10 protein-coding genes and 3 tRNA genes are annotated in these 24,096 nt (G+C 71.7%); 1 reads left to right on the forward strand and 12 read right to left on the reverse strand.

Annotated elements, in window-relative coordinates; genetic code table 11:
• Positions 1-5: 5 nt before the first annotated feature.
• From ACGFQ9_RS06700 to ACGFQ9_RS06710, 3 genes are all read right to left on the reverse strand, one after another.
• Entirely contained in the window at positions 6-1,145 is a 1,140-nt protein-coding gene (locus ACGFQ9_RS06700) for a PP2C family protein-serine/threonine phosphatase (RefSeq protein ID WP_393571913.1), read from the reverse strand.
• A gap of 116 nt (positions 1,146-1,261) precedes the next feature.
• A tRNA-Met gene (locus ACGFQ9_RS06705) sits at positions 1,262-1,335 on the reverse strand.
• A gap of 57 nt (positions 1,336-1,392) precedes the next feature.
• On the reverse strand, positions 1,393-1,881 hold the full coding sequence (locus ACGFQ9_RS06710) for an FBP domain-containing protein (protein WP_393571915.1): 489 nt from the start codon (positions 1,879-1,881) through the stop codon (positions 1,393-1,395).
• An 80-nt stretch (positions 1,882-1,961) separates the two neighbouring features.
• Between ACGFQ9_RS06710 and ACGFQ9_RS06715 the strand changes: the two genes are divergently transcribed.
• Positions 1,962-2,543, forward strand: a complete 582-nt coding sequence (locus tag ACGFQ9_RS06715) for a TetR/AcrR family transcriptional regulator (RefSeq protein ID WP_393572976.1) — start codon at positions 1,962-1,964, stop codon at positions 2,541-2,543.
• 95 nt (positions 2,544-2,638) lie between these two features.
• Here ACGFQ9_RS06715 and ACGFQ9_RS06720 read toward each other — a convergent pair.
• The 9 genes from ACGFQ9_RS06720 to ACGFQ9_RS06760 all read right to left on the reverse strand — a co-directional run bounded on the left by ACGFQ9_RS06720 (position 2,639) and on the right by ACGFQ9_RS06760 (position 24,068).
• A tRNA-Ala gene (locus ACGFQ9_RS06720) sits at positions 2,639-2,714 on the reverse strand.
• Between the two features lie 142 nt (positions 2,715-2,856).
• Positions 2,857-2,929 (reverse strand) — tRNA-Lys (locus ACGFQ9_RS06725).
• A 77-nt stretch (positions 2,930-3,006) separates the two neighbouring features.
• Positions 3,007-5,949: an FG-GAP repeat domain-containing protein gene (locus ACGFQ9_RS06730; protein ID WP_393571917.1), complete on the reverse strand. Its 2,943-nt coding sequence runs from the start codon at positions 5,947-5,949 to the stop codon at positions 3,007-3,009.
• Positions 5,949-8,891: a FlgD immunoglobulin-like domain containing protein gene (locus tag ACGFQ9_RS06735; protein ID WP_393571919.1), complete on the reverse strand. Its 2,943-nt coding sequence runs from the start codon at positions 8,889-8,891 to the stop codon at positions 5,949-5,951. Before ACGFQ9_RS06735 ends, ACGFQ9_RS06730 begins: the two co-directional genes overlap by 1 nt.
• 142 nt (positions 8,892-9,033) lie before the next feature.
• Positions 9,034-12,018: an FG-GAP repeat domain-containing protein gene (locus tag ACGFQ9_RS06740; protein WP_393571921.1), complete on the reverse strand. Its 2,985-nt coding sequence runs from the start codon at positions 12,016-12,018 to the stop codon at positions 9,034-9,036.
• Positions 12,018-14,960, reverse strand: coding sequence for an FG-GAP-like repeat-containing protein (locus ACGFQ9_RS06745; RefSeq protein ID WP_393571923.1), 2,943 nt, complete (start codon positions 14,958-14,960; stop codon positions 12,018-12,020). Before ACGFQ9_RS06745 ends, ACGFQ9_RS06740 begins: the two co-directional genes overlap by 1 nt.
• Positions 14,961-15,152: 192 nt before the next feature.
• Positions 15,153-18,107, reverse strand: coding sequence for an FG-GAP-like repeat-containing protein (locus ACGFQ9_RS06750; RefSeq protein WP_393571925.1), 2,955 nt, complete (start codon positions 18,105-18,107; stop codon positions 15,153-15,155).
• A gap of 13 nt (positions 18,108-18,120) precedes the next feature.
• Positions 18,121-21,123 carry an FG-GAP-like repeat-containing protein gene (locus ACGFQ9_RS06755; RefSeq protein ID WP_393571927.1) on the reverse strand — a complete coding sequence of 1,001 codons (3,003 nt, stop codon included), beginning with the start codon at positions 21,121-21,123 and terminating at the stop codon, positions 18,121-18,123.
• Complete coding sequence (locus tag ACGFQ9_RS06760) at positions 21,123-24,068, reverse strand: FG-GAP-like repeat-containing protein (protein WP_393571929.1); 2,946 nt, start codon at positions 24,066-24,068, stop codon at positions 21,123-21,125. The genes ACGFQ9_RS06755 and ACGFQ9_RS06760 overlap by 1 nt, the downstream gene beginning before the upstream one ends.
• Positions 24,069-24,096 lie beyond the last annotated feature (28 nt).

Here is a 24,096-nt window from a genome sequence, read left to right on the forward strand (position 1 = left end):
TGCGACTACGCACCGTGTCGGGGCCGGGTGACCGCGAGCAGCGCCATGTCGTCCGTCGCCCCACCGCGCGTGTGCCGCCGCACGTCCGCACTGAGGGTCCCCAGCAGTTCCTCCGGCCCGGGGAAGATCCGCCCGCGCAGCCGGGCCTCCGGGTCGTAGAAGGCGCCTCGGGGGTCCCGCGCCTCGGTCACCCCGTCCGTGTAGAGCAGCAGCGTGGCCCCGGCCGGGAACTCCCACTCGCCGGCCCGGTCCGGCCAGGCGCCCAGCTCCCCCATGCCCAGCGGAAGGGCCGGCTCGTCCGGAGCCAGCCTCCGCACCCCCCCGTCCGCGCACAGCAGCAGCGGCTCCGGATGTCCCCGGTTCACCGTCCGCAGCACGGCCGCCCCCGCCGGGATCTCGGCGAGCAGGCAGGTCGTGAACCCCTCCACCGAGTCCAGCGAGTTCCGCCGGGTGCCCTCCCGGGCCAGCGCCCGCTCCAGCCTCCGCGCCACCCCCTCCAGGCTGGGCTCCTGTTCGGCGGCCTCCCGGAACGCGCCGAGCACCACGGACACGGCCTCGACGGCGCCCAGCCCCTTGCCCCGTACGTCACCCACCGCCAGGCGCACGCCGTACGGGGTGTCCTGGACGGCGTACAGGTCCCCGCCGATGAACGCGTCGGCCTCGGCGGCCTCGTAGCGGGCGGCGACCCGCAGCCCGCCGATGCGCTCGGCCGGCACGGGCAGCAGGGCCCGCTGCGCGACCTCGGCGATCCCGCGGGCGGAGGCGAGCCGCTCGCCGCTGCGCCGGACCACCCGGTTGATCAGGACCGCCAGCCCGGACACGGTGGCCACGGTGACCAGGTCGGTGAGCGACTCCACCGCCCAGGCGTCGCCGTAGTGCAGGTGCAGGCCGAGCACGGCGGCGCAGGCCAGCACTCCGGTCAGGACGGTCGCGCGCAGCGAGTAGAGGGGAGCGGCGACCAGCGGGGCGGCCGAGAAGAACGGCGATCCGGTGAAGCTGGGCGGGGACAGCAGGTCGAAGAGCAGTCCGAGCACGATCAGCAGGGCGGGCAGCACGCGGACGAGCCGCCGCGCCAGCCGGTTCCCGGCTCCGGCCCCGGTCCCGGCCTCACCACCCGCCACGGTCGCCTCCCATCCCTCGGTCAAGGCTGGGGCCACGGGAGGCGCGTGGGCGACCGGACGGGATCCGAACGAGTGATCACGAAAACGACGAAGGCCCGGGTCCTGATGCTCACGCATCGGGACCCGGGCCTCGTACTGAGTAGCGGGGACAGGATTTGAACCTGCGACCTCTGGGTTATGAGCCCAGCGAGCTACCGAGCTGCTCCACCCCGCGTCGGTGAACACCACCTTACGCCATCCGCGAGGCCTTCGTCGCCAATTAATGCCGCCGCTACAGCTTGGCCAGGAATCCGGCCAGGTTCCCGGTCATCCGGTCGACCTGCTGTTCCACGGTCAGCGACTCCTCGAACCGGCCGCCCGGCTCCGGCTGCTTCTTCCCCCGGACGTAGAGGGAGCAGGCCATGTCGGTGCAGAGGTAGATGCCGACCGAGTTCCCCTCGCGCCCCTCCTTGCCGCTCTTGCGGGCGGTCATCAGCGAGACCCCGCTGCCCGGGTGGGTGGTCAGACAGAGCGTGCACATGCTGCGGTGCAGGAAGCCGCGCTTCACCGACGGGAAGCGGAGCGTGATGCCGACGAGCCGGTCTTCGTGCTCGGTGACGAGATAGCTGCGGTCGGGTGCGGACAGATCGCGCCAGCCGAGGAAATCCAGGTCCTCCCAAGGGCGCTCGGCCAGGTCCCTGGGCATGGGCAGGCGGGCCGCCTCGCCCTTGGAGCAGTTGATGAACGAGCTGCGGATGTCGGTCTCGGTCAGTGCCTTCATGCCTGTCACGCTAGGCTGCCTAGGACCTCTAGGCAATTGATTAACAGGCCAAGCAAACACTCCAGGGAAGCGAGGTGTCCATGGCCGCACGGGCCGGACTCACACCCGAGCGCATCGTCGAGGCGACGGCCGGGCTGGCGGACTCCGCCGGCTTCGACAGGATCAGCGTCTCGGCGCTCGCCCGGCACTTCGGCGTCAAGGACGCCAGCCTGTACTCCCACATCCGCGGCCTCCAGGACCTGCGGGAGCGGCTCGCCCTCCGCTGCGCGGCCGAGTTCGCCGACCGCCTCGGCGCCGCCCTGGCCGGCCGCTCGGGCAGGGACGCCCTGGCCGGCTTCGCCACCGCCTACCGCGACTACGCCGCCGCGCACCCGGGCCGCTACGCCGCGACCCAGTTCCCGCTCGCGCCGGAGATCACCGCCGCCTCTCCCGGGCACCGCCTGATGACCGAGTACACGTACGCGCTGTTCCGCGCGTACGACCTCGCCGAACCGGACCTCACCGACGCGGTCCGGCTGCTCCGCAGCACCCTGCACGGCTTCGCCGCGCTGGAGGCCGCGTCCGCCTTCCTGGCGGCCCGCCCGGCGGACGCGTCCTGGCCGCGCGTACTGGAGGCGCTGCACCTGACGCTGACGAACTGGCCGCGGCAGGAGGCCGCCTGAGCACGGCACGGCCGCCGGAAACGCCGCAGCGCCCCGACCTGATCCCGGTCGGGGCGCTGCGGTGTGCTGCAGGAGTCCTGCTGCGAAGGAGTCGATGGGCGGGGCGGCCGGATTCGAACCGGCGTCCTCCTCCATGCTGTGTAGGCGCACTACCTCTGTGCTACGACCCCGCTTGCCGTGATCATCGCAGGCTCCCGGCCCGGGGTCCAGCTGTTTTCCCCCGCCCCCGCACGCGGAAGCGCCCCACCCGGAATACATCGGGTGGGGCGCTCCGGACGCAGGTCAGGGGAGGTGTCCCCCCGCCCGCGAGGTGTAGGCCATGTCGGACTCGAACCGACAACCAATGGATTAAAAGTCCACTGCTCTGCCAATTGAGCTAATGGCCCCTGGCGTGCTCTCCCCAGAGCATAGCCGGACCGCGCCCGTCAGCCGATTGGGTATCGGCTGACGGGTCGCGAGTGTGTCAGTAGAGGCGGTGCTTGGCGTAGCCGCCGGCCAACTTGGTGGTGGGGCCGAGGGCGGTGCCGCCCTTGGCGAGGTTCACCAGGAGATCGCCCGCGGAGTTGCGGGAGAGCAGGTCGGGGCGGCCGTCGCGGTTGATGTCACCGACGCCGATGACGGCGTTCCTGCCGCCGGCCCAGCCGGCGGCGTTCAGCTGGACAGGGGCCTTCAGGCTGCCGTTCTTGACGCCTTGGTGCACCCACATCGTGTTGGCCTTGTCGACGGTGACCACATCGCCGACGCCGTCGCCGGTCAGGTCGCCGGCACCGGCGATCTGGGTGTAGTTCTTCCACTTCGCGCCGATCCGGACCCGGTCGCCGAATCCGCCGGAGGCGTTCGACGCGTACAGGAAGAGGTCGCCGGTGACCGCCTGGCGGGCGATCAGGTCGGGGCGGTTGTCACCGGTCAGATCACCCGGGTGGCTGAGGACGTCGTACTGGCCCCAGCCCGGGCCGATCAGCCGCGAGGCGGACTCCTGGCTGAAGCCGTAGCAGCTGTCGTAGGCGCGCAGGTTGCCCTTCGCGTCGCGGACCAGGACCTCGTTGCACCGGTCGGTGTCGAGGTCGCCGAACGGGACGAAGGTCGTGCCGGCGGGCCAGTTGCCGAACGACCGGGACCAGACGTTCGGGTTGCCCTTGGCGTCGAGGGTGATGACTTCGTTCTTCAGTTCTCCGGTGGGGGTCGCCGCCAACAGCGAGGGGGACCCGTTGCCGCCCGCCGGGCTGTAGGAGCGCCGGGGTGGCGTGCCGGAGATCGTCACGGTGCCGGTCTTGGTCATGCCTGCTGCGAACTCGACCGGGCTCGCGGAGATGGTCCAGGTGTAGGTGCCGTTGGGGACGGCGGCGCCCCAGCCGGCGCCACCGCCGTGCCAGGTCGCCGTCAGGCGGCCCCGGACGTTGTTGTCGCTGCCGTCCTCGTCGTAGCTCTTGTACGTGTAGACCTGCTTGCCGGCCTTGTCCTTGATGGTCAGGGTCCAGGGTGTGATCGGCTGGTTGAGCCACCAGGTGGCCTTCCAGTCGCCCTGCTTGACCAGGTCCCAGGTGGTGGGGACGTCGGCGTCGACGGTGGCCAGGTCCGGCGGGGCCATCGCCGGGGTGACGCGGTGCGTGGAACCGCCCGCGTCGACGTAGACCAGCTTGTGCGTGTACCTGTCGACGGTCCAGCCGCGGCCGGCGGCCTGGTCGACCGGCTTGCCGACGTCCCTCGTGCCCCAGCTCCCGCGGAGGTCGGTGAACCGGAGGACGCCGCCCGCCTCCCAGGCCACGTAGCCGTTGCCGAGCCGCGCGCTGTTGTGGGCGGGCAGCTTCACGTTCTTCTTGGTGCCGGTGTCGTAGACGCCGGTGTCCTTGTCGCACTTCCAGTAGACGGAAGTGGCCCAGGCCTCCAGGGCCTTGATGTCGCAGCCCGCCACGGTGTCCGTACGCATGACCTTGCCGGTGCGGACGTCGGTGGCCTCCAGGACGCCGGCGGACTTCTCCCGCCACACCCAGGCGCCGGCCAGCGCGAAGGTGCCGCCCAGGGTGGGCAGGGTCCGGTTCTTCGCCTTCCGGTCGAGGTCGTAGACCTCCACCGGGCGGGTGGCGTCACCGGCCGGCACGTAGGCGGCGAACCGCCCGGACACCTGGACGCCGTCCTGGGTGGCCGGCTTGGCGCCGGGATAGCGCTTCCCGCTGCTCATCAGCTCGGTGGCACCCCGGTAGACCACCTTGCCGTCGCCGGTGGCGTTCATCACTCCGCAGCGGCCGTCGGGCGTGCAGAGCTCCGGCGGGCCGTCCGGTCCCCGACCCCGGTACGACTGCACCACGCTGAGCTCGCCGTTGGCCATCGTCATGGCGTGGATCTTCGGGAGGGGCAGGGGCACGTTCGCCGACTTCGCCGCCGCGGCCTTGCCGTCCGCTCCGGGAGCGATCACGTACGCGCCCCAGGCGCCGCCCTGTGTGGAGGTGGCGACCAGCCGGCCGTCGGCCAGGACCACGGACTGCCTGTCGATGCCGGCGTCCAGCAGCGAGCGGTAGCTCCCTCCGGCCAGCGGGATGGCCCGGAGCCGGTCGCCCTCGTCCTGGTAGACGATGTCCGTTCCGATGACGGCCACCACCGTGCTGCCGCGCTCGCCGGTCTCGGGATCCCGCACGACCTTCTTGTTCTCCGGCCCCCAGGGTCCCTTCAGGTCCCACAGCACGAAGTCGTACTCGTAACTTCCGAGCTGCTCCTGCTTGACCAGCCACTCCCCCTTGACCTCACTGCCGTGGGGGGCTTCCCGCACCTCACCCGAGTGGTCCACCCAGAGCCGGTCGTAGTAGTAGCCGAGGCCCAGGAGCGCGCCGTGGGTGTTGCCGCTCGCCGCCTGGACCTTGGTCGCCGCGGGGACGGTGGTGGTGACGGTCCGGTCGCGCTGCCCGCCCTGCTCCACCGTCAGCCAGTGGAGGGTCAGGGTCGGCCCGCCGGTCGTCGAGGTGAGCACCGCGTCGCCGTACACCCCGAGGAAGGTGTGGCCCTCCGGGCGGTTGATCGTCACGGTGCTGCCGTTGCGCATGTCGCGCAGGTGGACGGTGGTGACCTTCGCGGGATCCGGAGCGTGGAAGGCGACGGTGTGCCGTCCCGCACGGTAGGGGCGCAGCCCCGCGGCGGGCAGGGTCACGGGCTGGGCCGCGGTCTGGCCGTACGCCCGCCAGACGTAGCTGCCGACGGTGTCGCCGTCGAGCAGGTAGCCGGCGTCGGTGGCCGCGTACACGGGCCGGGGCTGCTGCAGCGGGAGGGGCGGGGTGACCGACTCCCAGTAGCCGGGGAAGCCGTCTGCCGCGGTGGCCGGGGCCGCCGCGAGCGGGACGGTGGTGGCGAGGGTCGCGAGGACGGTGGCCGCGAGGGCACCGTGCCGGATCCCCCGGTGGTGACGAACCGGTCGCATCAGTAGATCCCCTTGTAAGAGCCGAAACCGGTGGCGATCCTGGTGGTGGCCTGGAGGCCGCCCTTTCCGTCGCCGTTGTTGCGCAGCAGCTCGCCGGCCGCGTTGCGGGAGATCACGTCCGCCCTGCCGTCGCCGGAGATGTCTCCGACTCCGATCAGCAGGTTGCGGCCGTTCGCCCAGCCGGCTCCGTTGACCTGCACCCGCGCCTTGAAGGCGCCCGAGTCCTGACGGCCGGTGCCGTCGAACCGCCACAGGGTGCCCGCGGCGTCCACCGCGAGCAGGTCGCCGTGGCCGTCGCCGTTGAGATCACCGGCCCCGGCCAGCTGCTTGTACTGCTTGAAGTTGCCGGCGAGCTTCACGCGCGGCTTGAGGGTGGTGAGCCCGTCGTGTGCGTACAGGTAGAGGTCGCCGGTGCTCGCCTGCCGGGCGAGGAGGTCGGCGCCGCCGGGCGAGGTCAGCACGTCGTACTGGTTCCAGCCGGTGCCGAACGCGCGGGAGCGGGTGGCCGGGGTGGGGCCGGTGCCGCAGGCCGGGTGGTACGAGCGCAGCTCGCCCGAGGCGTTGCGGACCAGCAGGTCGTTGCAGCCGTCCCCTTCCAGGTCGCCCAGCGGTACGACCGCGGTGGCGCTGGTCCAGCCGGTGCCGGTGGCCTTGCCGCCGAGGCCGCCCTTGCCGTCGCCCTGGTGGAGGGAGAGCGTGCCCTTGGAGTCCAGGGTCACCAGGTCGCCGAAGCCGTCCTTGCCGACGAAGTCACGGCGCACGGCCGTCCCGCCGGTCAGCCGGATGGTGCCGGTCGATTTCAGTTCCGGGCCCTGGCCGCCGGCCGGCTTGCCGGTCAGCGTCCAGTCGTAGGCCCCGGTGGCGAGGAGGTCGCCGGCGTTGTCCGTGCCGTCCCAGGTCAGGCGGACCGCGCCGCGGGCTTCGCCGCCGCTGGTCGTGCGGACCACCGCGCCGCCCGCCCTGGCCCGGATCGTCAGGGTCCAGGAGGCGGCGGTCCTGTTCAGGTACCAGGCTCCCGACCAGGTCTTCGTTCCCCCGGCCACGTCGAAGTCCGCCGGGGTCTCGCGGTCGATCGCGGCGAAGGTTCCGGCCGGCACACCGGAGTTGAAGACGTGTACGGCGTACTGCCGGTCGGTGTAGGCGATCCGGCCGGACTGCCGGTCGACGGTCCAGCCCTCGCCGGGCGCCGGGTGCCGGGGCTTGCCGAGCGCTCGGGTGCCGGATGTGCCGCGCAGGGCGGTGGTGTTCAGTACGCCGTCCTTCTCCCAGGCGATGAAGCCGTCGCCGACGCGGGCCGTGTTGTGCGCCGGGAGGTTCTGGGTCTTCCTGGTGCCGGTGTCGTAGACCCCGGAGTCCTTGTCGCACTTCCAGTAGACGGAGGAGGCCCAGGCGTCGAGGACCTTGATGTCGCAGTTCGCGACGGTGTCGGTGCGGACCACCGAGCCGGTGCGGACGTCCACGGCCTCCAGCACGCCGGCGGACTTCTTCCGCCACAGCCAGGAACCGGACAGCGCGAACGTGCCGCCGGGGGCCGTGATTTTCCGGCCGTTCTTCCGCCGGTCCAGGTCGAAGACCTCCGCGGGGCGGGCCGGGTCGTCGGCAGCGACGTAGGCGGCGTAACGGCCGGATGCCTGGAGGGTGTTGCGGAGCGGGTGGGCGGTCCGGTTCCCGAGGTGCCGGTTGTCGGTGGTGGGCACGGTCAGCATCTCCGACTCCACCCGGCCGCCGTACACGAGCCGTCCGTCGCCGGTCGCCACGATGTCGGTGCACTGCTCCACGCCCGGACCGGTGTCGCAGCCGGCCTGGGACCAGCCACGGCCCTTGCGGGGGCCCGCGGCCGGGGCGCCCGCGGCGGGCATCACGTACTCGGTGATGTCCGTGTAGTAGGTGTTGGGGTAGGTCTCCGCGCTGTACAGGCGGCCGTTGTCCATGGCCATCTTGCGGATCTCCTGGAAGACGGCGGGGATGACGGACCGCTTGACCGCCGCCGCCCGGCCGTCGGCGCCGGGCTGCACGGTGTGGACTCCGGTCGCCATGCCGCCCTCGCGGACGGAGACGGCCGCCCCGCCGTCCGGGCCGCCGGCGACGCTGGTCACGTCCTGCAGGAGCACGCGGGACGCACCGCCGTCCAGTGGCACGGCATGGATCTTCCCGGAGTGGTGGAGCAGCAGGTCGCCGCCGGCGACACCGATCGTGTCGCCGCCCGATCCCACGAAGGGTTCCGGGATCCGCTTCGCCGAGGCGTCGTCGAGGGGGCCCCGGACGTCCCAGGCCGAGTAGGACCAGGGCTGGGCGTCGCTCCCGGGGGCGTGCGCCACGACGATCCAGTCCCCGTGGACCCTGGCGCCCTTGGGAGCGGGTCGGACGGTGCCGTCCCGGCCCACCCACCAGGACTTGCCCGCGTCGTCCGCGACCAGCGCGCCGCGCTGGTTGGAACCGGACGCCGAGAACCACGTCTTCGCGGTCAGCCCGGGGACCTTGACGTCCTTCGGCACCCCGCCGTCGAGGGTGAGCCAGTGCAGGACCTTCTGCCCGTTCTCCGTGACCGAGGTGAGCACGGCCTCGCCGGCGACGCCCTGCAGGCTCTGGCCTGCGGGTGCGGTGATCACCCGTTCGGTGCCGTCGGCCGGGGTGTGGAAGGTGACCTTCCCCGTGGTCCATTCCAGGAAGGCCACCGTGTCCGGGCCGGCCGGCCGCATCGCCGTCCGGTGGGGCACGGTCCTGGTCGGCGCGTCCTCGCCGTACTTGGTCCACACGTGCCCGTAGCCCGAACGGTCGTACCGCAGGAACCCGCCGGCCGTGACCCCGGTGATCGACGTGTAGGGATCCTCCTTCTGCCGGGCGGGTATGACGAAGTCCGCGGCGGCCGGGGCGGCGGCGAACGCGGTGCCGGCCGTCAGCGGCACCGCGGTGGCGAGGGCGGCGACGACGGCTGCGGCCACGGTTGTTCTTCGAATCAAGGAATCCCCCGTCGGACGGATGAGCCGGGCGCGTACGCGAGTCGCGTACGCGCCACGGAGTCAGACTCATCTGCGACACAAGGGGATGTACCGAGGAATAAAGTGCAAGCCGGGCTTCCGGTTGTCAGTAGAGACGGGGCTTGGCCCAACCGGTCGTGTACTGCTCGGTGTTGCCGACCGTCAGGTTGCCCCGCCCGTGGTTGACCAGGAGCGTGCCGTCGCCGTTGCGGGACACCAGGTCGTGGTGGCCGTCGCCGTTGACGTCGCCGACGCCGATGAACAGGTTGCGGCCCGCGCCCCAGCCCTTGCCGTTCAGCTGCACCGGGGCCTTGAACGTGCCGTTGCCGGTTCCCGGTTGGATCCGGACGGTGTTGGCCGTGTCCACGGTGAGCAGGTCACCGATGCCGTCGCCGTTCAGGTCGCCCGCGCCGGCCACCTGCTTGTACTGCTTGAAGCCCGGGGCGGCCTTCACCCGCGGCTTGAGGCCGCCCTTGCCGTCGGCGGCGTGGACGTAGAGGTCACCGGTGGCGGTCTGCCGGGTGACCAGGTCGGGACGGCCGTCACCGGTGACGTCGCCGGGGTAGGTCAGGACGTCGTACTCGTTCCAGCCGGGCCCGAGCAGCTTCTGCGCCGTGGAAGCGGCGCCCTTGCCGTCGGTGGGCTTGTGATAGACGCGCAGTTCGCCCTTGGTGTTGCGGGCCAGGAGGTCGGAGCTCCGGTCGCCGTTCAGGTCACCGAAGGGGACCATGGCGGACGTGGCGGGCCAGATGCCGGCGTCCGTCACCTTCTGCCGCTCTTCCCTGGGTGTGCTGATGCTCTGGAACTGCAGTTTCCCGTCCCCCCAGAGCTTCGCTACGTCGGGACGGTCGGCCGAGGAGAAGGTGCGGCGGTTCGCGTTCACGGGAACGTTGACTCTGATCGTCCCCTTCTTCGTCATCGGGGCCCCGCCGGTCCGGGCGACTCCCTCGGCCGTGAGGGTCCAGGTGTAGGTGCCGGCCCCGAGCTGCACGGTCGTCTCGATCGGGAACGTGACGAGCGGAGGGTGCGACGTGCCGTCGGGGTAGTAACCGCCTCCCACACGCCGACCGGCCGCGTCCGTGATGGTCAGTTTCCACTGGGAGAGCGGCTGATTGGCCCACCACCGGAGCTTCCGGGCGCCCTGGCCCTCGGTCATGGTGACCGGGACGTCCGTGTCCACGACGGCGACGGGGGGCACGGGAACGCCGGAGCGCGTGGTGCGCACGTTGTGGTGGACGTCGGCGTAGGCGATCCGGTTGATGTACCGGTCGACGGTCCAGCCCCGGCCGGGCCGGGGGTCGCCCGGCTTGCCGATGACCTTGGTGGCGGTGCCGGCGGGAGTCAGGTCGGTGGAGTTGAGCACTCCGCCCGCCTCCCAGGCGACGAACCCGTTGCCGAGCCGTGCCGTGTTGTGGGCGGGCAGCGGGGTGCTCTTCTTGGTGCCCGTGTCGTAGACCCCGGACTCCTTGTCGCACTTCCAGTAGACGGAGGTGGCCCAGGCCTCCAGTGCCTTGATGTCGCATCCGGCCAGGGTGTCGGTGCGGACGGTCCGGCCCGAGCGCAGGTCGACGGCCTCGACCACACCGGCGGTCTTCTCCCGCCACACCCAGGCCCCGGACAGGGCGTACGTGCCGCCCAGTGCGGCGGGCAGGGTGCGGACCTTCTTGCGCTGGTCCAGGTCGTAGACGTCGATCGGCCGGGCCGGGTCGGCGGCCGACAGGTACGCGGCGAACCGTCCGGACACCTGGAGGTGGTCCGGGGTGGCGGGCTTGGCGTCCGGAAGCCGTACGGGCTCGGCCACGAAGTGGTAGTAGTCCCGGTCCCAGGAGAAGAGGTCGGCCCCCTTGCGGTAGACCACCCGGCCGTTGACGGCGGGCTGCAGGTCGGTGCAGGGTGCCGGCGCGGCGCACGGGCCGGGGAGATCGGTCCGATCTGCGGACGTCGCCCACGTGCGGCGGGCGACGTCGTGGATGTCGGCCCTCATGAGCACGGTGCTGTCGGCGATCGACGCACTCGCGGTCAGGAACCCGTTCTCCATCGTCAGGCTGTGGATCTTCCGGGCCGAGTCCGGCGTGTCACCGATCTTGGCCATGACGGCTTCGCCGTCCGCCCCGGCGGTGAACCGGTGCGCGGCCCAGCGGGAGCCGGTCTCCACCGCGGCGATCAGCCCGCCGTCCGGCCGGAGCTGCGTCGAGCGGACCGTCTTGGCGACGACCCGGGTCGCTCCGCCGGAGATCGGGTGGGCGAGCAGCTCATTGCCCCGGAGCACCAGCAGGTCCCCGCCGACCACGCCGGCCGTTCTGCGCAGCCACCCCGAGGTCTCGGGCACGGTGACCAGGCGGCCCGCCTCGTCACCGAGGGGCCCGTTCGCTTCCCAGACCTTGTACCCGACCATGTTCTCCGGAGCCTGCACCCGGGTGACGTACGAGGTGCCGTACAGCTCCGCGCCCGCCGGAACCGGGGTGATCTCGCCGGAGATGCCGACCCAGTACGAGTACGTCTCGTGGTGGCTGGTGGTGATCTTGATGATCATGCCCTGGCGGTTTCCGCCGCTGTCGGCCTCCAAGGAATAGGACCACGTGGGGGAGTTGGCCAGCGGACGGTCCTTGACCTTGCCGTTCTCCAGGCTCAGCCAGTGCAGCGCCTGCGGTGTACCGCTGGTGCCGACGGTCAGGACGTTGCTTCCGGCGACCCCCAGGACACGCTGGCCGGACGGGGACGCGAGCTTGGTGAACGCGCCGGTACGCACGTCGTAGAAGTGCACCTCGGCTTTGGAGTCGGCGATGAAGGCCAGGGTGTGGGGACCGGCCGCCACTGCCTTGGAGGTCTTGACCGGCGGATGGATCACCCTCCACTCGGCCGATCCGTAGCTCCACCACCGGTAGTCGTCGGTATAGGGCGGCCTGGTCAGCACCCCGTCCTCGGTGGCGACGTGGAGGTTGGACGGGTCGGCCAGCTGCTTCGCCTTGATGGTCAGGTCACTCACGACGCCGGGCGGCGTCGCGGCGGTGGCCGTCAGCGGGACGAGTGCCGTGCCCAGCGCGGCGAGCGCCGTGGCCGCGGCGAGGACGTGGTGCGTTCGCCTGTTCATCAGTGGATCCCCTTGTAGCCGCCGAAGCCGGTGGCGATCTTCGTGGTGGCCAGCAGGCCTCCCTTGCCGTCGCCGTTGTTGCGGAGCAGCTCACCGGCCGCGTTGCGGGAGACGAGGTCGGCCTTGCCGTCGCCGGAGAGGTCGCCGGTGCCGACGACCAGGGTCCGGCCGGCCGCCCAGCCGGCGCCGTTGACCTGGACGCGGGCCTTGAAGGTGCCGTTGCCGACGCCGTCGAACCGCCACAGGGTGTTCGCCGCGTCCACGGCCAGGACATCCCCGCGGCCGTCGCCGTTGAGGTCACCCGCGCCCACGACCTGCTTGTACGACTTCCAGCCGCCGGACACCTTCACGCCCGCCTTCAGGGCGCCCTTGCCGTCGTGCGCGAACAGGTACAGGTCGCCCGTGCTCGCCTGGCGGCCCAGCAGGTCCGCGCGGCCGTCGCCGGTCACGTCACCGGCCGAGGTGAGGACGTCGTACGCGTTGAAGCCGGTGCCCAGCCAGGTGTTGCCCGTGGTCGGGGTCACGGCCGTGCCGCAGGCCGGCTGGTACGAACGCAGCGTGCCCGCCGGGTTCCGGACCAGGACGTCGTTGCAGCGGTCCCCGTTGACGTCGCCGAAGGGGACGACGGTGGAGGTGGTGGGCCAGCCGGCGCCGGTCACCTTCGCGCCGCCGATGCCGCCCTTGCCGTCACCGGCGTGGAAGGCCAGGTTTCCGCTGCTGTCCAGGGTGACCAGGTCGCCGAAGCCGTCCTTGCCCGCGAAGTCGCGGTGCACGGCGCTGCCGCCGGTCAGCTGCACGGTGCCGGTGGACTTCAGGTCCGTGCCCTGCCCGTCGGCCGGCTTGCCGGTCAGCGTCCAGTCGTACGCGCCGTTGCCGACGAGGCGGCCCTGCGCGTCCTTGCCGTCCCAGGCGAGCCGGATGGCGCCGCGCGCCTCCGCGCCGTTGACCGTACGGACCACCGCGCCGCCCGCCTTCGCCCGGATGGTCAGCGTCCACGTCGAGGCGGGCTTGTTCAGGAACCAGGCACCGGACCAGGACTTCGTGCCGCCCGCGACGTCGTGGGCGGCCGGGGTCTCCCGGTCGATGGCGGCGATGTTGGCGCCCGGAACGCCCGCGTCCACCATGTGCACGGCCCAGCCGGCGTCCGCGTACGCGATCCGGCCGGAGTGCTTGTCGACCGCCCAGCCCACACCGACGGCCGGGTTGACCGGCTTGCCGATCACCCGGGTCCCGGTCCCCGTGTCGCCGCGCAGGTCGGTGGACTTGAGGACACCGTCCTTCTCCCAGACGACGAAGCCGTTGCCCAGGCGTGCGGTGCTGTTCGTGGGCAGCTGCGCGACGGTCGTCTTCGTGCGGGTGTCGTAGACACCCGCGTCGCCCTGGCACTTCCAGAGGACGGACGTGCCCCAGGCCTCCAGCTCCTTGATGTCGCAGAGGGCGACGTTGTCCGTGCGGACCACCGTGCCGGTCCGCACGTCCACGGCCTCCAGCACGCCCTTGGCCGCTTCCCGCCACAGCCAGTACCCGGACAGGGCGAACGTCCCGCCGGGCGCCGTGATGGTGCCGACGCTCTTGCGCTTGTCGAGGTCGAAGACCTCCACCGGGCGGGACGGGTCGGTGTCCAGCAGGTACGCCTGGAAACGCCCCGACGCCTGGACGGTGCCCGCGACGGGCTTCACCGAGCCGTTGGTGATGTGCGTGTTGCTGCCGGCGGGCAGGTAGGAGTTGCCCGAGCCGTAGACGAGGGCGCCTTCACCCGTGGGAACGAGCCGGTCGTCGCTCTGCGGCCAGCCCCAGCCCTTCCACGTGCCGGCCTGCGGGGCGCCCGCGGGGGCCATCGTGTAGCGGCTCAGCAGCGGCTTGGGCGAGGGGCGGCCGTCGCTGGTGACGAGGCGGCCGTTCTCCACGGCCATCCGCTTGAACTCGACCGGCTCCGCGGTCGACGCCACCCGCTGTGTGGTGAGGCTGCCCGCCTCGTTGGCCTGCACGATGTACGCGCCTTCGTCGCTGCTCGGCGCACCGCCGATCACCAGGACGCGGCCGTCCGAAAGGCTGGCCGACACGGGAGTCGCGCCGTCGAGGAGGACGCGGGTCTCGTTGCCGCCCAGCCGCTCGGCGGTGAGCTTGCCGTCCTTGTGCAGGAGCAGGTCCTTGCCGGCGGCGCCGACGACGTCCCAGCCGCCGGTCTCGCTGGACTTGGTGACGGACCTCTCGCCCGACATGGTCTGGGTGTCCAGGGCGGTGTACTTGTACACGCGGTTGAGGTCGCCCTCGGCCCACGATTCCTCGCGGACGAGCCAGTTGCCCTTGACCTTGCCCGCGGCGGGAAGGGAGATGACCGACCCGTTGTAACTCACCCAGTGCGCCTTGTCCCCGACGAGGACCTGCGCGCCGATGGCGTTGCTGCCGTCCACGCGGATCGTGCCGGCCGGCAGCAACGTGATGACCGCGTCCTTCAGCCGGCGGTCCTCGCCCACGGTCAGCCAGTGGAGAACCTCGGACCCGCCGGACTTGGTGACGGTGAGGACGGCCTGTCCGGCCACGGCCCGGTACTCGTGGCCCTGCGGAACGGTGATGACCGTGTCGGGTGCGTTGGCCGTCTGGCGGAAGACGACCGTGGTGCCCGTGTCCTTCCTGTCGACGAACGCGATGGTGGCGTGGTCGGCCGGCTCGGGCCGGCCGGCGGGCGGGTTCGGGAAGGGCGTCCCCTTGTCCTCGCCGTACTTGGTCCACAGGTACGTACCGGCATCGCGGCCCTGACGGAGGAAGCCGTCCTGGGTCGCGGCGATGAGCGAGGCCCCGGTGCCCAGCGTCCGGGCCGGGATGACGTACTCGGAGAGGGGCGGTACCTCGACGGCGACAGCCGTGGTGGCCACGGCCAGCGGAAGAGCCGTGGTGACGGCCGCGACGACGGCGACGGCCACGGTTGTTCTACGCAGCAAAGCGATCCCCTGATGGTCACGTTTGACAGCGCTCGTACGCGAGTCGCGCACACGCTCGCAGGGTCTGACTCGCGTGGATCGCCCAGGGATGTACGCGATCAGGAAAGTGATACGCGACTTTCCGCTTTCATCGCATTCGGGTACGGAAAGGCCCGTACGACACCGGTGTGCCGTACGGGCCCTTCGGGGCTTCTAGTAGAGCCCCTTGTAGCCGCCGAAACCGGTAGCGATCTTCGTCGTGGCCCCCAGGCCGCCCTTGCCGTCGCCGCTGTTGCGCAGCAGCTCACCGGCGGCGTTGCGGGAGACGACGTCGGGCTTGCCGTCGCCGGTGATGTCGCCGACGCCGATGAACTGCACCCGGCCGTTGGCCCAGCCGGCGCCGTTGACCTGGACCCGGGCCTTGAACGTGCCGCCCCAGGCGCCGTCGAACCGCCACAGCGTGTTCGACGGGTCCACCGCCAGCAGGTCGCCGTAACCGTCACCGTTCAGGTCACCGGCCCCGACCAGCTGCTTGTACGCCTTCCAGCCCCCGGAGATCTTCTGCCGGGCCAGGGGCCGGTTCAGGCCGCCGTCGACGAACCGGTACAGGTCGCCGGTGGCGGCCTCCCGCCCCACGAGGTCCGGGTAGGCGCCGTACGTCACCGTGCCCGGCGAGGTGAGGACGTCGTACGCGTTGAAGCCCTTGCCGAGCGGCCTCGAGGGGGTCGCCGGCGTGACGGCCGCCCCGCAGGCGGGCTGGTAGGAACGCAGCTCACCGGCCGCGTTCCGCACCAGCACGTCGTTGCACCCGTCCTTGTTCACGTCGCCGACCGGGACGAGGGACGAGGTCGCCGGCCAGCCCGAACCGGTCACCTTGGCTCCGGTGAGGCCGCCCTTGCCGTCGCCTCCGTGGAAGGTCAGTGCCCCCTTGGCATCCAGTGTCACCAGGTCACCGAGGCTGTCGAAGCCCGCCATGTCCCGGTGCGACGGCGTGGCCAGGGTCATCCGGAGGCTGCCGGTGGACTTCAGCTCCGGGCCCGCCCCGTCGGCCGGCTTGCCGGTCAGCGTCCAGTCGTAGACGCCGTTGGGAATCACCTTGCCCTTCCGGTCCCGGCCGTTCCAGTGGGCGTCGACCACACTGCGCGGATCGCTGCCGGAGAGGGTGCTGACCACCTCGCCGGTCGCCTTCCGCCGGATGGTCAGCGTCCACGAGGACGCGGGCTTGTTCAGGTACCAGCGCCCCCTCCAGGTGTACTCCGTGGCGACGTTCATGGGCATGACGGAATCCGGGGTGTCCCGGTCGATCGCGACGATGTTCCCGTTCACCACGCCGGCATCCACGACGTGGACGCCGTGTCCGGCGTCGCGGTAGGCGATCCGGCCCGAGTACCGGTCGACCGTCCAGCCCCGCGCGTAGGCGGCGTGGGCCGGCTTGCCGATGTCGCGCGTGCCCGTGGTGCCCCGCAGATCGGTCGACTTCACGATCCCGTTCGTCTCCCACGCCACGAACCCGTTGCCGAGACGGGCGGAGTTGTGCGTGGGCAGCTGCACGGTCTTCTTCGTCCCCGTGTCGTACACCCCGGCCTTGGTGTCGCACTTCCAGTAGACCGAACTCGCCCATGCCTCCAACGCCTTGATGTCGCAGTCGGCCACCGTCTCCGTGCGCACCGGCTTGCCGGTAAGGACGTCCACGGCCTCCAGCGCACCCGCGGACTTCTCCCGCCACAGCCAGTAGCCGGAGAGCGCGAACGTCCCGCCCGGCGCCGAGACGGTCCGGACCTTCCGCTCCGCGTTCAGGTCGAAGACCTCGGCGGATTTCTGGGGATCCGTGCCCAGCGTGTACGCGATGAACCGGCCGGACGCCTGGAGGGTGCCGGGCACCGCCTGCACCGCTTCGAGCGCCTCGTTGACCCCCGACGCGCTCCACCCGAAGTAGACCGGCCGGCCCGTCGAGAAGAGCACGCCGCCGGCGCCCGTGGGGACCGGTGTCGGGCACGCGGCCTCATCGCAGGTCATCGATCCGAGGGAGCTCGCCCAGGTGTCCCACCTCCCGGCCTGCGGAAGACCCGCGGACGGCATGGCGTACCTGCTCAGCACCCTTTTCGGGCCCGGAACGGAATCGGCCGTGTGCAGCACCCCGTTGTCCATCGCCAGGCCGTGGACCTCGCGCGGGACCAGCGGGGTGTCGAGCAGCTTCGTCAGCTGCGCGCCCGTGCCCTGCGCGGGCTTGTGGACCAGTTGGACGGCGTGCCGGCCGTCCGGGGCCTTGGCCGCGACGACCAGCCGGTCGCCCGGCAGCGCGTGGCTCCAGGCGGCCTCGGTGAACACCTGCCGGCCGGCGCCCGTGTCCCAGTCGTACGAGTACCAGTCCGTCAGCAGCGTGCGTCCGACGAGGGCCAGGACGACTCCCTGGCTCTCCTTGCCGTCCTCCTCGGCGAGCGACCCGCGGATGTCCCAGGTCTTCGAGGCGTCTTCCCAGGTGTCCCGGTCGGGGCTCCAGCCCCGGTCCTGGACCAGCGCGTCGCCCCTGAGCACCCCCTGCGGTGCCGGACGGGTCCGGCCCTCGGGCATGAGGAGGAAGTGCTTCCCGCCGACCTCGACCAGTGCGCCCGAGGCACTGTGGCTCTTCAGGGTGGCGGCGCCGGCCGGAAGCCCCGTCACGGGCCGGTCCGCGGTCTTGCCGTCCTCCGGGGCGAGCCAGTGCATCAGCACGCCGCCGTCCGCCTCGGTCGAGCTGAGCACGGCGTCCCCGACGACGGCCTGGAAGGTGTGGCCGGCCGGCAGGACGACCACCGACTCGGCGCCGTTCCGCATGTCGCGGAAGGTCACCGCCGCCTGCTCTGAGCCGGTCGCCTTCTTCACGAACGCCAGCGAGTTCGGCCCGCCCTCGGTCAGCGTCGTACCGGCCGGCACCACCAGTGGCGTCCCCTGCGCATCGGTGTACGTGCGCCAGATGTGGCTGCCGGGTTCCTTGCCCGGCATGACGTAGCCGAGCGAGCTCGCCAGGATCGGCTTCACCGTGATGTCCGCGTCCGCCCGGGCCGGGATGACGTACTCGGCCGGGGCCGCCGGAGCCGCGGCCGTGGAGCCGGCACTGGCCACGGTCACGGGCAGTGCGGTGGCGGCCGCCGCCACGACGGCGACCGCCACGGATGTCTTCCTGCGCACGTCAGGCTCCCCCTCAGTAGATTCCCTTGTAGCCGCCGAAGCCGGTGGCGATCTTCACCGTGGCCTGCAGGCCGCCCTTGCCGTCGCCGCTGTTGCGCAGCAGCTCACCGGCCGCGTTCCGGGACACGATGTCGGCCTTGCCGTCACCGGAGACGTCCCCGACACCGATGAACTGCACGCGGCCGGAAGCCCAGCCCGCACCGTTGACCTGCACCCGCGCCTTGAACGTGCCCTTGCCCGTGCCGTCGAAGCGCCACAGCGTGTTCGCGGAGTCCACGGCCAGCAGATCACCGTGGCCGTCACCGTTCAGGTCACCGGCGCCAAGGACCTGCCGGTAGGACTTCCAGCCGCCGGACACCTTCACGCCCGGCTTGAGCGCGCCCGAGCCGTCGTGGGCGAACAGGTACAGGTCACCCGTGGCCGCCTGGCGGCCCAGCAGGTCGGCCCGACCGTCCCCGGTGACATCACCGGCCGACGTCAGCACGTCGTACGCGTTCCAGCCCGTGCCCAGCCAGGTGCTGCCCGTGGCCGGGGTCACCGCCGTCCCGCAGGCCGGCTGGTACGAACGCAGCGTGCCCGCCGAGTTCCGGACCAGCACGTCGTTGCACCGGCCACCGTTGAGGTCGCCGAAGGGGATCACCGTCGAGTTCGTCGGCCAGCCCGTGCCGGTCACCTTCGCGCCGCCGAAACCGCCCTTGCCGTCACCCCCGTGGAAGGTCAGCGCGCCCTTGGCGTCCAGCGTCACCAGATCGCCGAGGCCGTCGTTGCCCGCGAGGTCGCGGGGCTGTTCGGTCGCGCTCCTGAGCGGGACCGTGCCCGACGCCTTCAGATCGGCGACACCGGCGTCACCGTGCTTGGCGGTCAGCGTCCAGACGTACTCCCCGGTGGGGGCGAGCTTGCCGGCTTCGTCCCTGCCGTTCCAGACGGCCCGGATCTCACCGCGCGCCTCCGTGCCGTTGATCGTCCGGACCACGGCGCCGTTCGCCTTGCGGGTGAAGGTGAGGCTCCAGGACGCGGCCGGGTGGTTCAGCCACCAGTTCGCCTGCCACCCGAGCCCTCCGCCCTTGTTGACGACCGCCTCCGCCGGCATGTTCCGGTCGTACGAGGACAGGCCGACCGCCGGCACCCCGGCGTCCACCACGTGGATCGCATCGCCGGCGTCGGCCCAGCCGATCCGGCCGGACTGCCGGTCGACCGCCCAGCCCTCGCCGGGGCGTACGCTCGCCGGCCTGCCGATCTCCCGGGTGCCGGAAGTCCCGCGCAGCGCCGTGGAGTACAGGACGCCGCCCTTCTCCCAGGCGACGAAACCGTTGCCCAGCCGCGCACTGTTGTGGGCGGGCAGCGGCTCGTTGGCCCTCGTCGAGGTGTCGTACACGCCGGACTTGGTGCCGTCGCACTTCCAGTAGACCGAACTGGCCCACGCCTCCAGGGCCGTGACATCGCAGTCGGCCACCTTCGCGGTGCGGACCACCGAACCGGTCCGTACGTCCACCGCCTCCAGCGCACCCGTGGACTGCTCGCGCCACACCCATGATCCGGACAGCGCGAAGACGCCGTCGTGCACCGGGACGGGGGCCGGAGCGGGTGTGGTCCACGCGTAGATGTTGAACAGGCCGACCGTCTTGCGGTCCTCGGCGAGCCAGGCCGCGTACTGTCCGGACCCCTGCAGGGTCCCGGGGGCTTTGGCGATGTTCGTGTGCGGGGTGGTGCTGTCGTTGTTCTGGATCCGCAGGAACGCGTTCCCGGGGGCGTCGGCCAGCAGCTGGCCCTCTCCCACGGGCAGCAGATCGGGGCAGGAAGCGGGCACCTCGCAGCGCTTCGGGAAGTATTTCCCCACCGAGGTCGGGCGATTCCGCCAGGTACCGGCCTGGGGTGCCCCGGCGGGAGCCATCACGTACTGGCTGAGCCCGGCCTCCGGCAACGGATAGCGGTTGATGACGTGCACCCGGCCGTTGTCCATCGCGATCCGGGCGATGGACTGCGAAACCTCGGGCAGGGTGGAGCGGCGGACGACGGCCCGGCCGTCCTCACCGGGTACGACCGCGTGCAGGGCATGGCTGCCGTCGGATTGCAAGGCGGTCGCGACGACGGTTCCGCCCGGGCCGGCCGTGGCCGTGGTGGCCTTGTCGGCCAGGACCCGGGGGGCGCCGCCGTCCAGCGGCAGCGCGTACAGCCTGCCGTCGGCGGCCAGCTGCACGGCGTCCCCGCCGACGACCCCGACGAGGTTCCCCCCGGAGTGCAGGTAGGGCTCGTTGACCTGCTTGGCCGCACCCGGGTCCAGGGAACCCTTGGCGTCCCAGACCTTGAACCAGCGGGCCAGGGTGTCATCGGACCGGTCGGTGGTGAACAGCCAGTCGCCGACGACCCTCATGTCCTCGAACGCCGCCGACTCGCTGACCTTTCCGTCCGGGGTCACCCAGTAGAACGTGTCCGAGACCTTCAGGAGCGCACCGTGCCGGTTGTAGCCCCGGACCTCGGTCCAGGAATAGGGCACACCGTGCACGACGCGGTCCACCAGCCGCCCGTCCTCCAGGGTCAGCCAGTGCACGGACGATTCGCCGGTCGTCCTGGTGAGGACGCTCTCGCCGACGACCGCCTGGAACGCCTGCGCCGCGGGGACGGTGAGGGTCTTCGCCGAACCGTCCCTCATGTCGCGGAAGGTGACGGTGGTCCCGGAGGCCTTGGTCTGCACGAAGGCGACCGTGTGCTCCCCGGCCCGGTGGACGGTTCCCGGGAACGGGCCCACCCGCTTGGCCTCATCACTGCCGTACGCCGTCCACGTGTAGGTGTCCGCCGTGGATGCCTTCCGCAGGAAACCCTCGGCGGTCGTGGCCACGGGGGCCGGGTACGGGTCGGCCGTCTTCCGGGCCGGAATCACGTGCTCGGCGGCCGAGGGGGGCATCGCGGCGGACGCCGCGGCTCCGCCGGCCATGGCGAGCGGTACCGCGGTGGCCGCCAGCACCACGGCGCCGGCAGCCGCGGCGCCCCGCATCCCGTTGCCCTTCGTCTTCTGCATCAGTAGATCCCCTTGTAGCCGCCGAAACCGGTGGCGATCGTGGTGGTGGCCTGGAGGCCGCCCTTGCCGTCCCCGCTGTTGCGGAGCAGCTCACCCGCCTCGTTCCGGGAGACGATGTCCGCCGCGCCGTCGCCGGAGATGTCCCCGACTCCGATCAGCTGGACCCGGCCCTTGGCCCAGCCCGCGCCGTTCACCTGGACCCGGGCCTTGAAGGTGCCGTTGCCCACGCCGTCGAACCGCCACAGCGTGTTCGCCGCGTCCACGGCCAGGACGTCACCGCGGCCGTCGCCGTTCAGGTCACCGGCGCCGACCACCTGCCGGTACCCCTTCCAGCCGCCGGAGACCTTCACGCCCGGCTTCAGCCCACTCAAGTGGTCCTGGGCGAACAGGTACAGGTCTCCGGTGCTCGCCTGACGGCCCAGCAGGTCCGTCCGCCCGTCGCCGGTCACGTCGCCGGCGGAGGTCAGCACGTCGTACGCGTTCCAGCCCTTCCCCAGCGACTTCGGGTTCCACAGGCCCGGGTTCTCGTAGCACAGCCCCTGGTAGGCCACGAGCTCACCGGCCGCGTCCCGCACGAGGACGTCGTTGCAGCGGTCGTCATCCAGCTGCCCGAACGGCACGAAGGTGGCGGTGAGCGGCCAGCCCCTGGTGACCGATGCCTTCGTGCCCAGGCCGCCCTTTCCGTCGCCCTGGTGGGAGACGAGTTCCCCCTTGGCGTCGAGGGTCAGCAGATCACCGAAGCCGTCACCACCCGTGAAGTCCCGGCGGGGCGCGTCACCCGAGGTGATCAGCACCGCCCCGGTCTGCTTCAGCTCCGGGCCGGCACCATCCGCGGGCTTGGCGGTCAGCGTCCACTCGTACGTGCCGTTCGCCACGGGCTTGCCCGAGGAGTCCTTGCCGTCCCAGGACACGCGGAGGGCGCCGCGCCCGTCCTGGTCCCCGAGCGTCCGCACCACGGTGCCGCTGCCCTTGGCGCGCAGCGTCAGCGTCCAGCCGGAGACGGACTTGTTCATGAACCAGCCCGCCTGCCAGGGCTTGCCGCCGCCGACATAGGCGGCCGTCGGGACCTCCCGGTCGATCGCGGACAGGTTCGGCGTCGCGGAGATCCCCGCGGAGGCGACGTGGATGTTGTGGCCGGCGTCGCGGTAGGCGATCCGGCCGGAGTACTTGTCGACCGTCCAGCCCCGGGAGTGGACGGCGTCGGCGGGCCGGCCGATCTCACGGGTGCCCGTGGTGCCCCGGAAGTCGGTGGACTTCACCACCCCGTCCTTCTCCCAGGCCACGAATCCGAGCCCCAGGCGGGCGGTGTTGTGGGCCGGCAGCGACGCCACGTTCTTCTTCGCCGAGGTGTTGTACACCCCCGACTTCCCGTCGCACTTCCAGTAGACCGCGGTCCCCCACGCGTCGAGTGCCTTGATGTCGCAGTCGGCCGGCTTCTCCGTCCGTACGACGGCGCCGGTGCGGACGTCCACCGCCTCCAGCACACCCGCGGACTTCTCCCGCCACAGCCAGTAACCCGACAGCGCGAACGTGCCGCCGGGGGCGGCGATGCTCCGCAGCTTCGCCCCCGTGTCCAGGTCGAGGACCTCCGCCAGCGGCTGGGTGGTGCCCTGCCTCAGGTAGGCCAGGTAGCGGCCGGACGCCTGGGCGCTGCCGGGCTGCGCCTTGGCCCAGTACAGCATCTTGGGCGCCTTCCCCGGCGCGATGTGGAAGGGGGATCCCTCGGCGAAGACCACTCCACCGTCGCCGGTGGCCACGGTGGGCGCACAACGGCTCTCGGTGCAGGACAGTCCCTGGCCGTTGTCGAGGACCCTGGTCGTCGAGGACCACGCGCCGGCCCGCGGCACGCCCGCGGAGGGCATCAGGTACTCGCTGAGGACCGGGGTGCCCTTGGTGCCCGAGTCGGCCGTCTGCAGCCGCCCGTTGTCCATCACCATGCTGTTGACCTTGCGCGGCACCTGCGGGACGTCCAGCTGCTTGGTGACCACCGCCTTGCCGTCGGCGCCCTTCGTGACGAGGTGCACCCCGTACCCGGCCCCGGACTCGCCGACGACGAGGATGCGGTCCCCGGGCAGCGCATGGCTCCATCGCACACCCGCGCCCGTGAACAACTGCCGGCGCGTCTGGGTGTTCTCCCAGGTGAACGCGGACACGCCGGCGAGCACCTCGCTGCCCACGAAGCCGTGGACGGTGCCGTAGACGGTCCTGCTGTCCTTCGCGGCAAGCGACCGCCGGGTGTCCCAGACCACCTCCCACGAGTAGGTGCTGTCCCCTGACGAACCGCTGTGGCTCTGGAACAGGGCGTCACCCGCCAGGGTCCCTCCCGGTGCGGGGCGGACTGCGCCGGCGGGAGTCACGAAGAAGTGCTCCCCACCGGCCTTGAGCAGAGCCCCTGAAGCACTGTGGCCGGCCAGCGTGGCACCGCCCGCCGGCAGCACGGTGATCGGCTTGTCCTTGATCTGCCCGCCCTCCAGGCCGAGCCAGTGCATCAGCGCACCGCCGGTCTCGGCGGTGGAGCTGAGCACGCTGTCCCCGACGACCGCCTGGTACGTGTGCCCGGCCGGCAGGGTGAGCACCGACTCGGCGCCGTTGCGCATGTCGCGGAAGGTCACCACGGCCGGATCCGCACCCGACGCCTTCTTCACGAAGGCGAGGGAGTTCGGCCCGGCCTCGACCATGGTGGTGCCGGCCGGCACCACCAGCGGGGTGCCGTCAGCCTGTCCGTAGGTGCGCCAGACGAGGCTGCCGGGCGTCTTCCCCTTCACGACGTATCCCGACGCGGCGGCGAGGACCGGAGTCCAGGTGAAGTCCGGCTCCATCCTCGCCGGGATGACGTACTCGGCGGCAGCGGCGGCCGCGGCCGCGGGTGTTTCGGCAGCGACCACGGAGGTGGCCGTGGTCAGCGGGACAGCGGTGGCGAAGGTCGCCACGACGGCGACAGCCACGGAAGTTCTGCGCAGCAAAATTCCCCCT

The sequence above is a fragment of the Streptomyces sp. NPDC048603 genome (assembly GCF_043199475.1).
Lineage (GTDB): Bacteria > Actinomycetota > Actinomycetes > Streptomycetales > Streptomycetaceae > Streptomyces.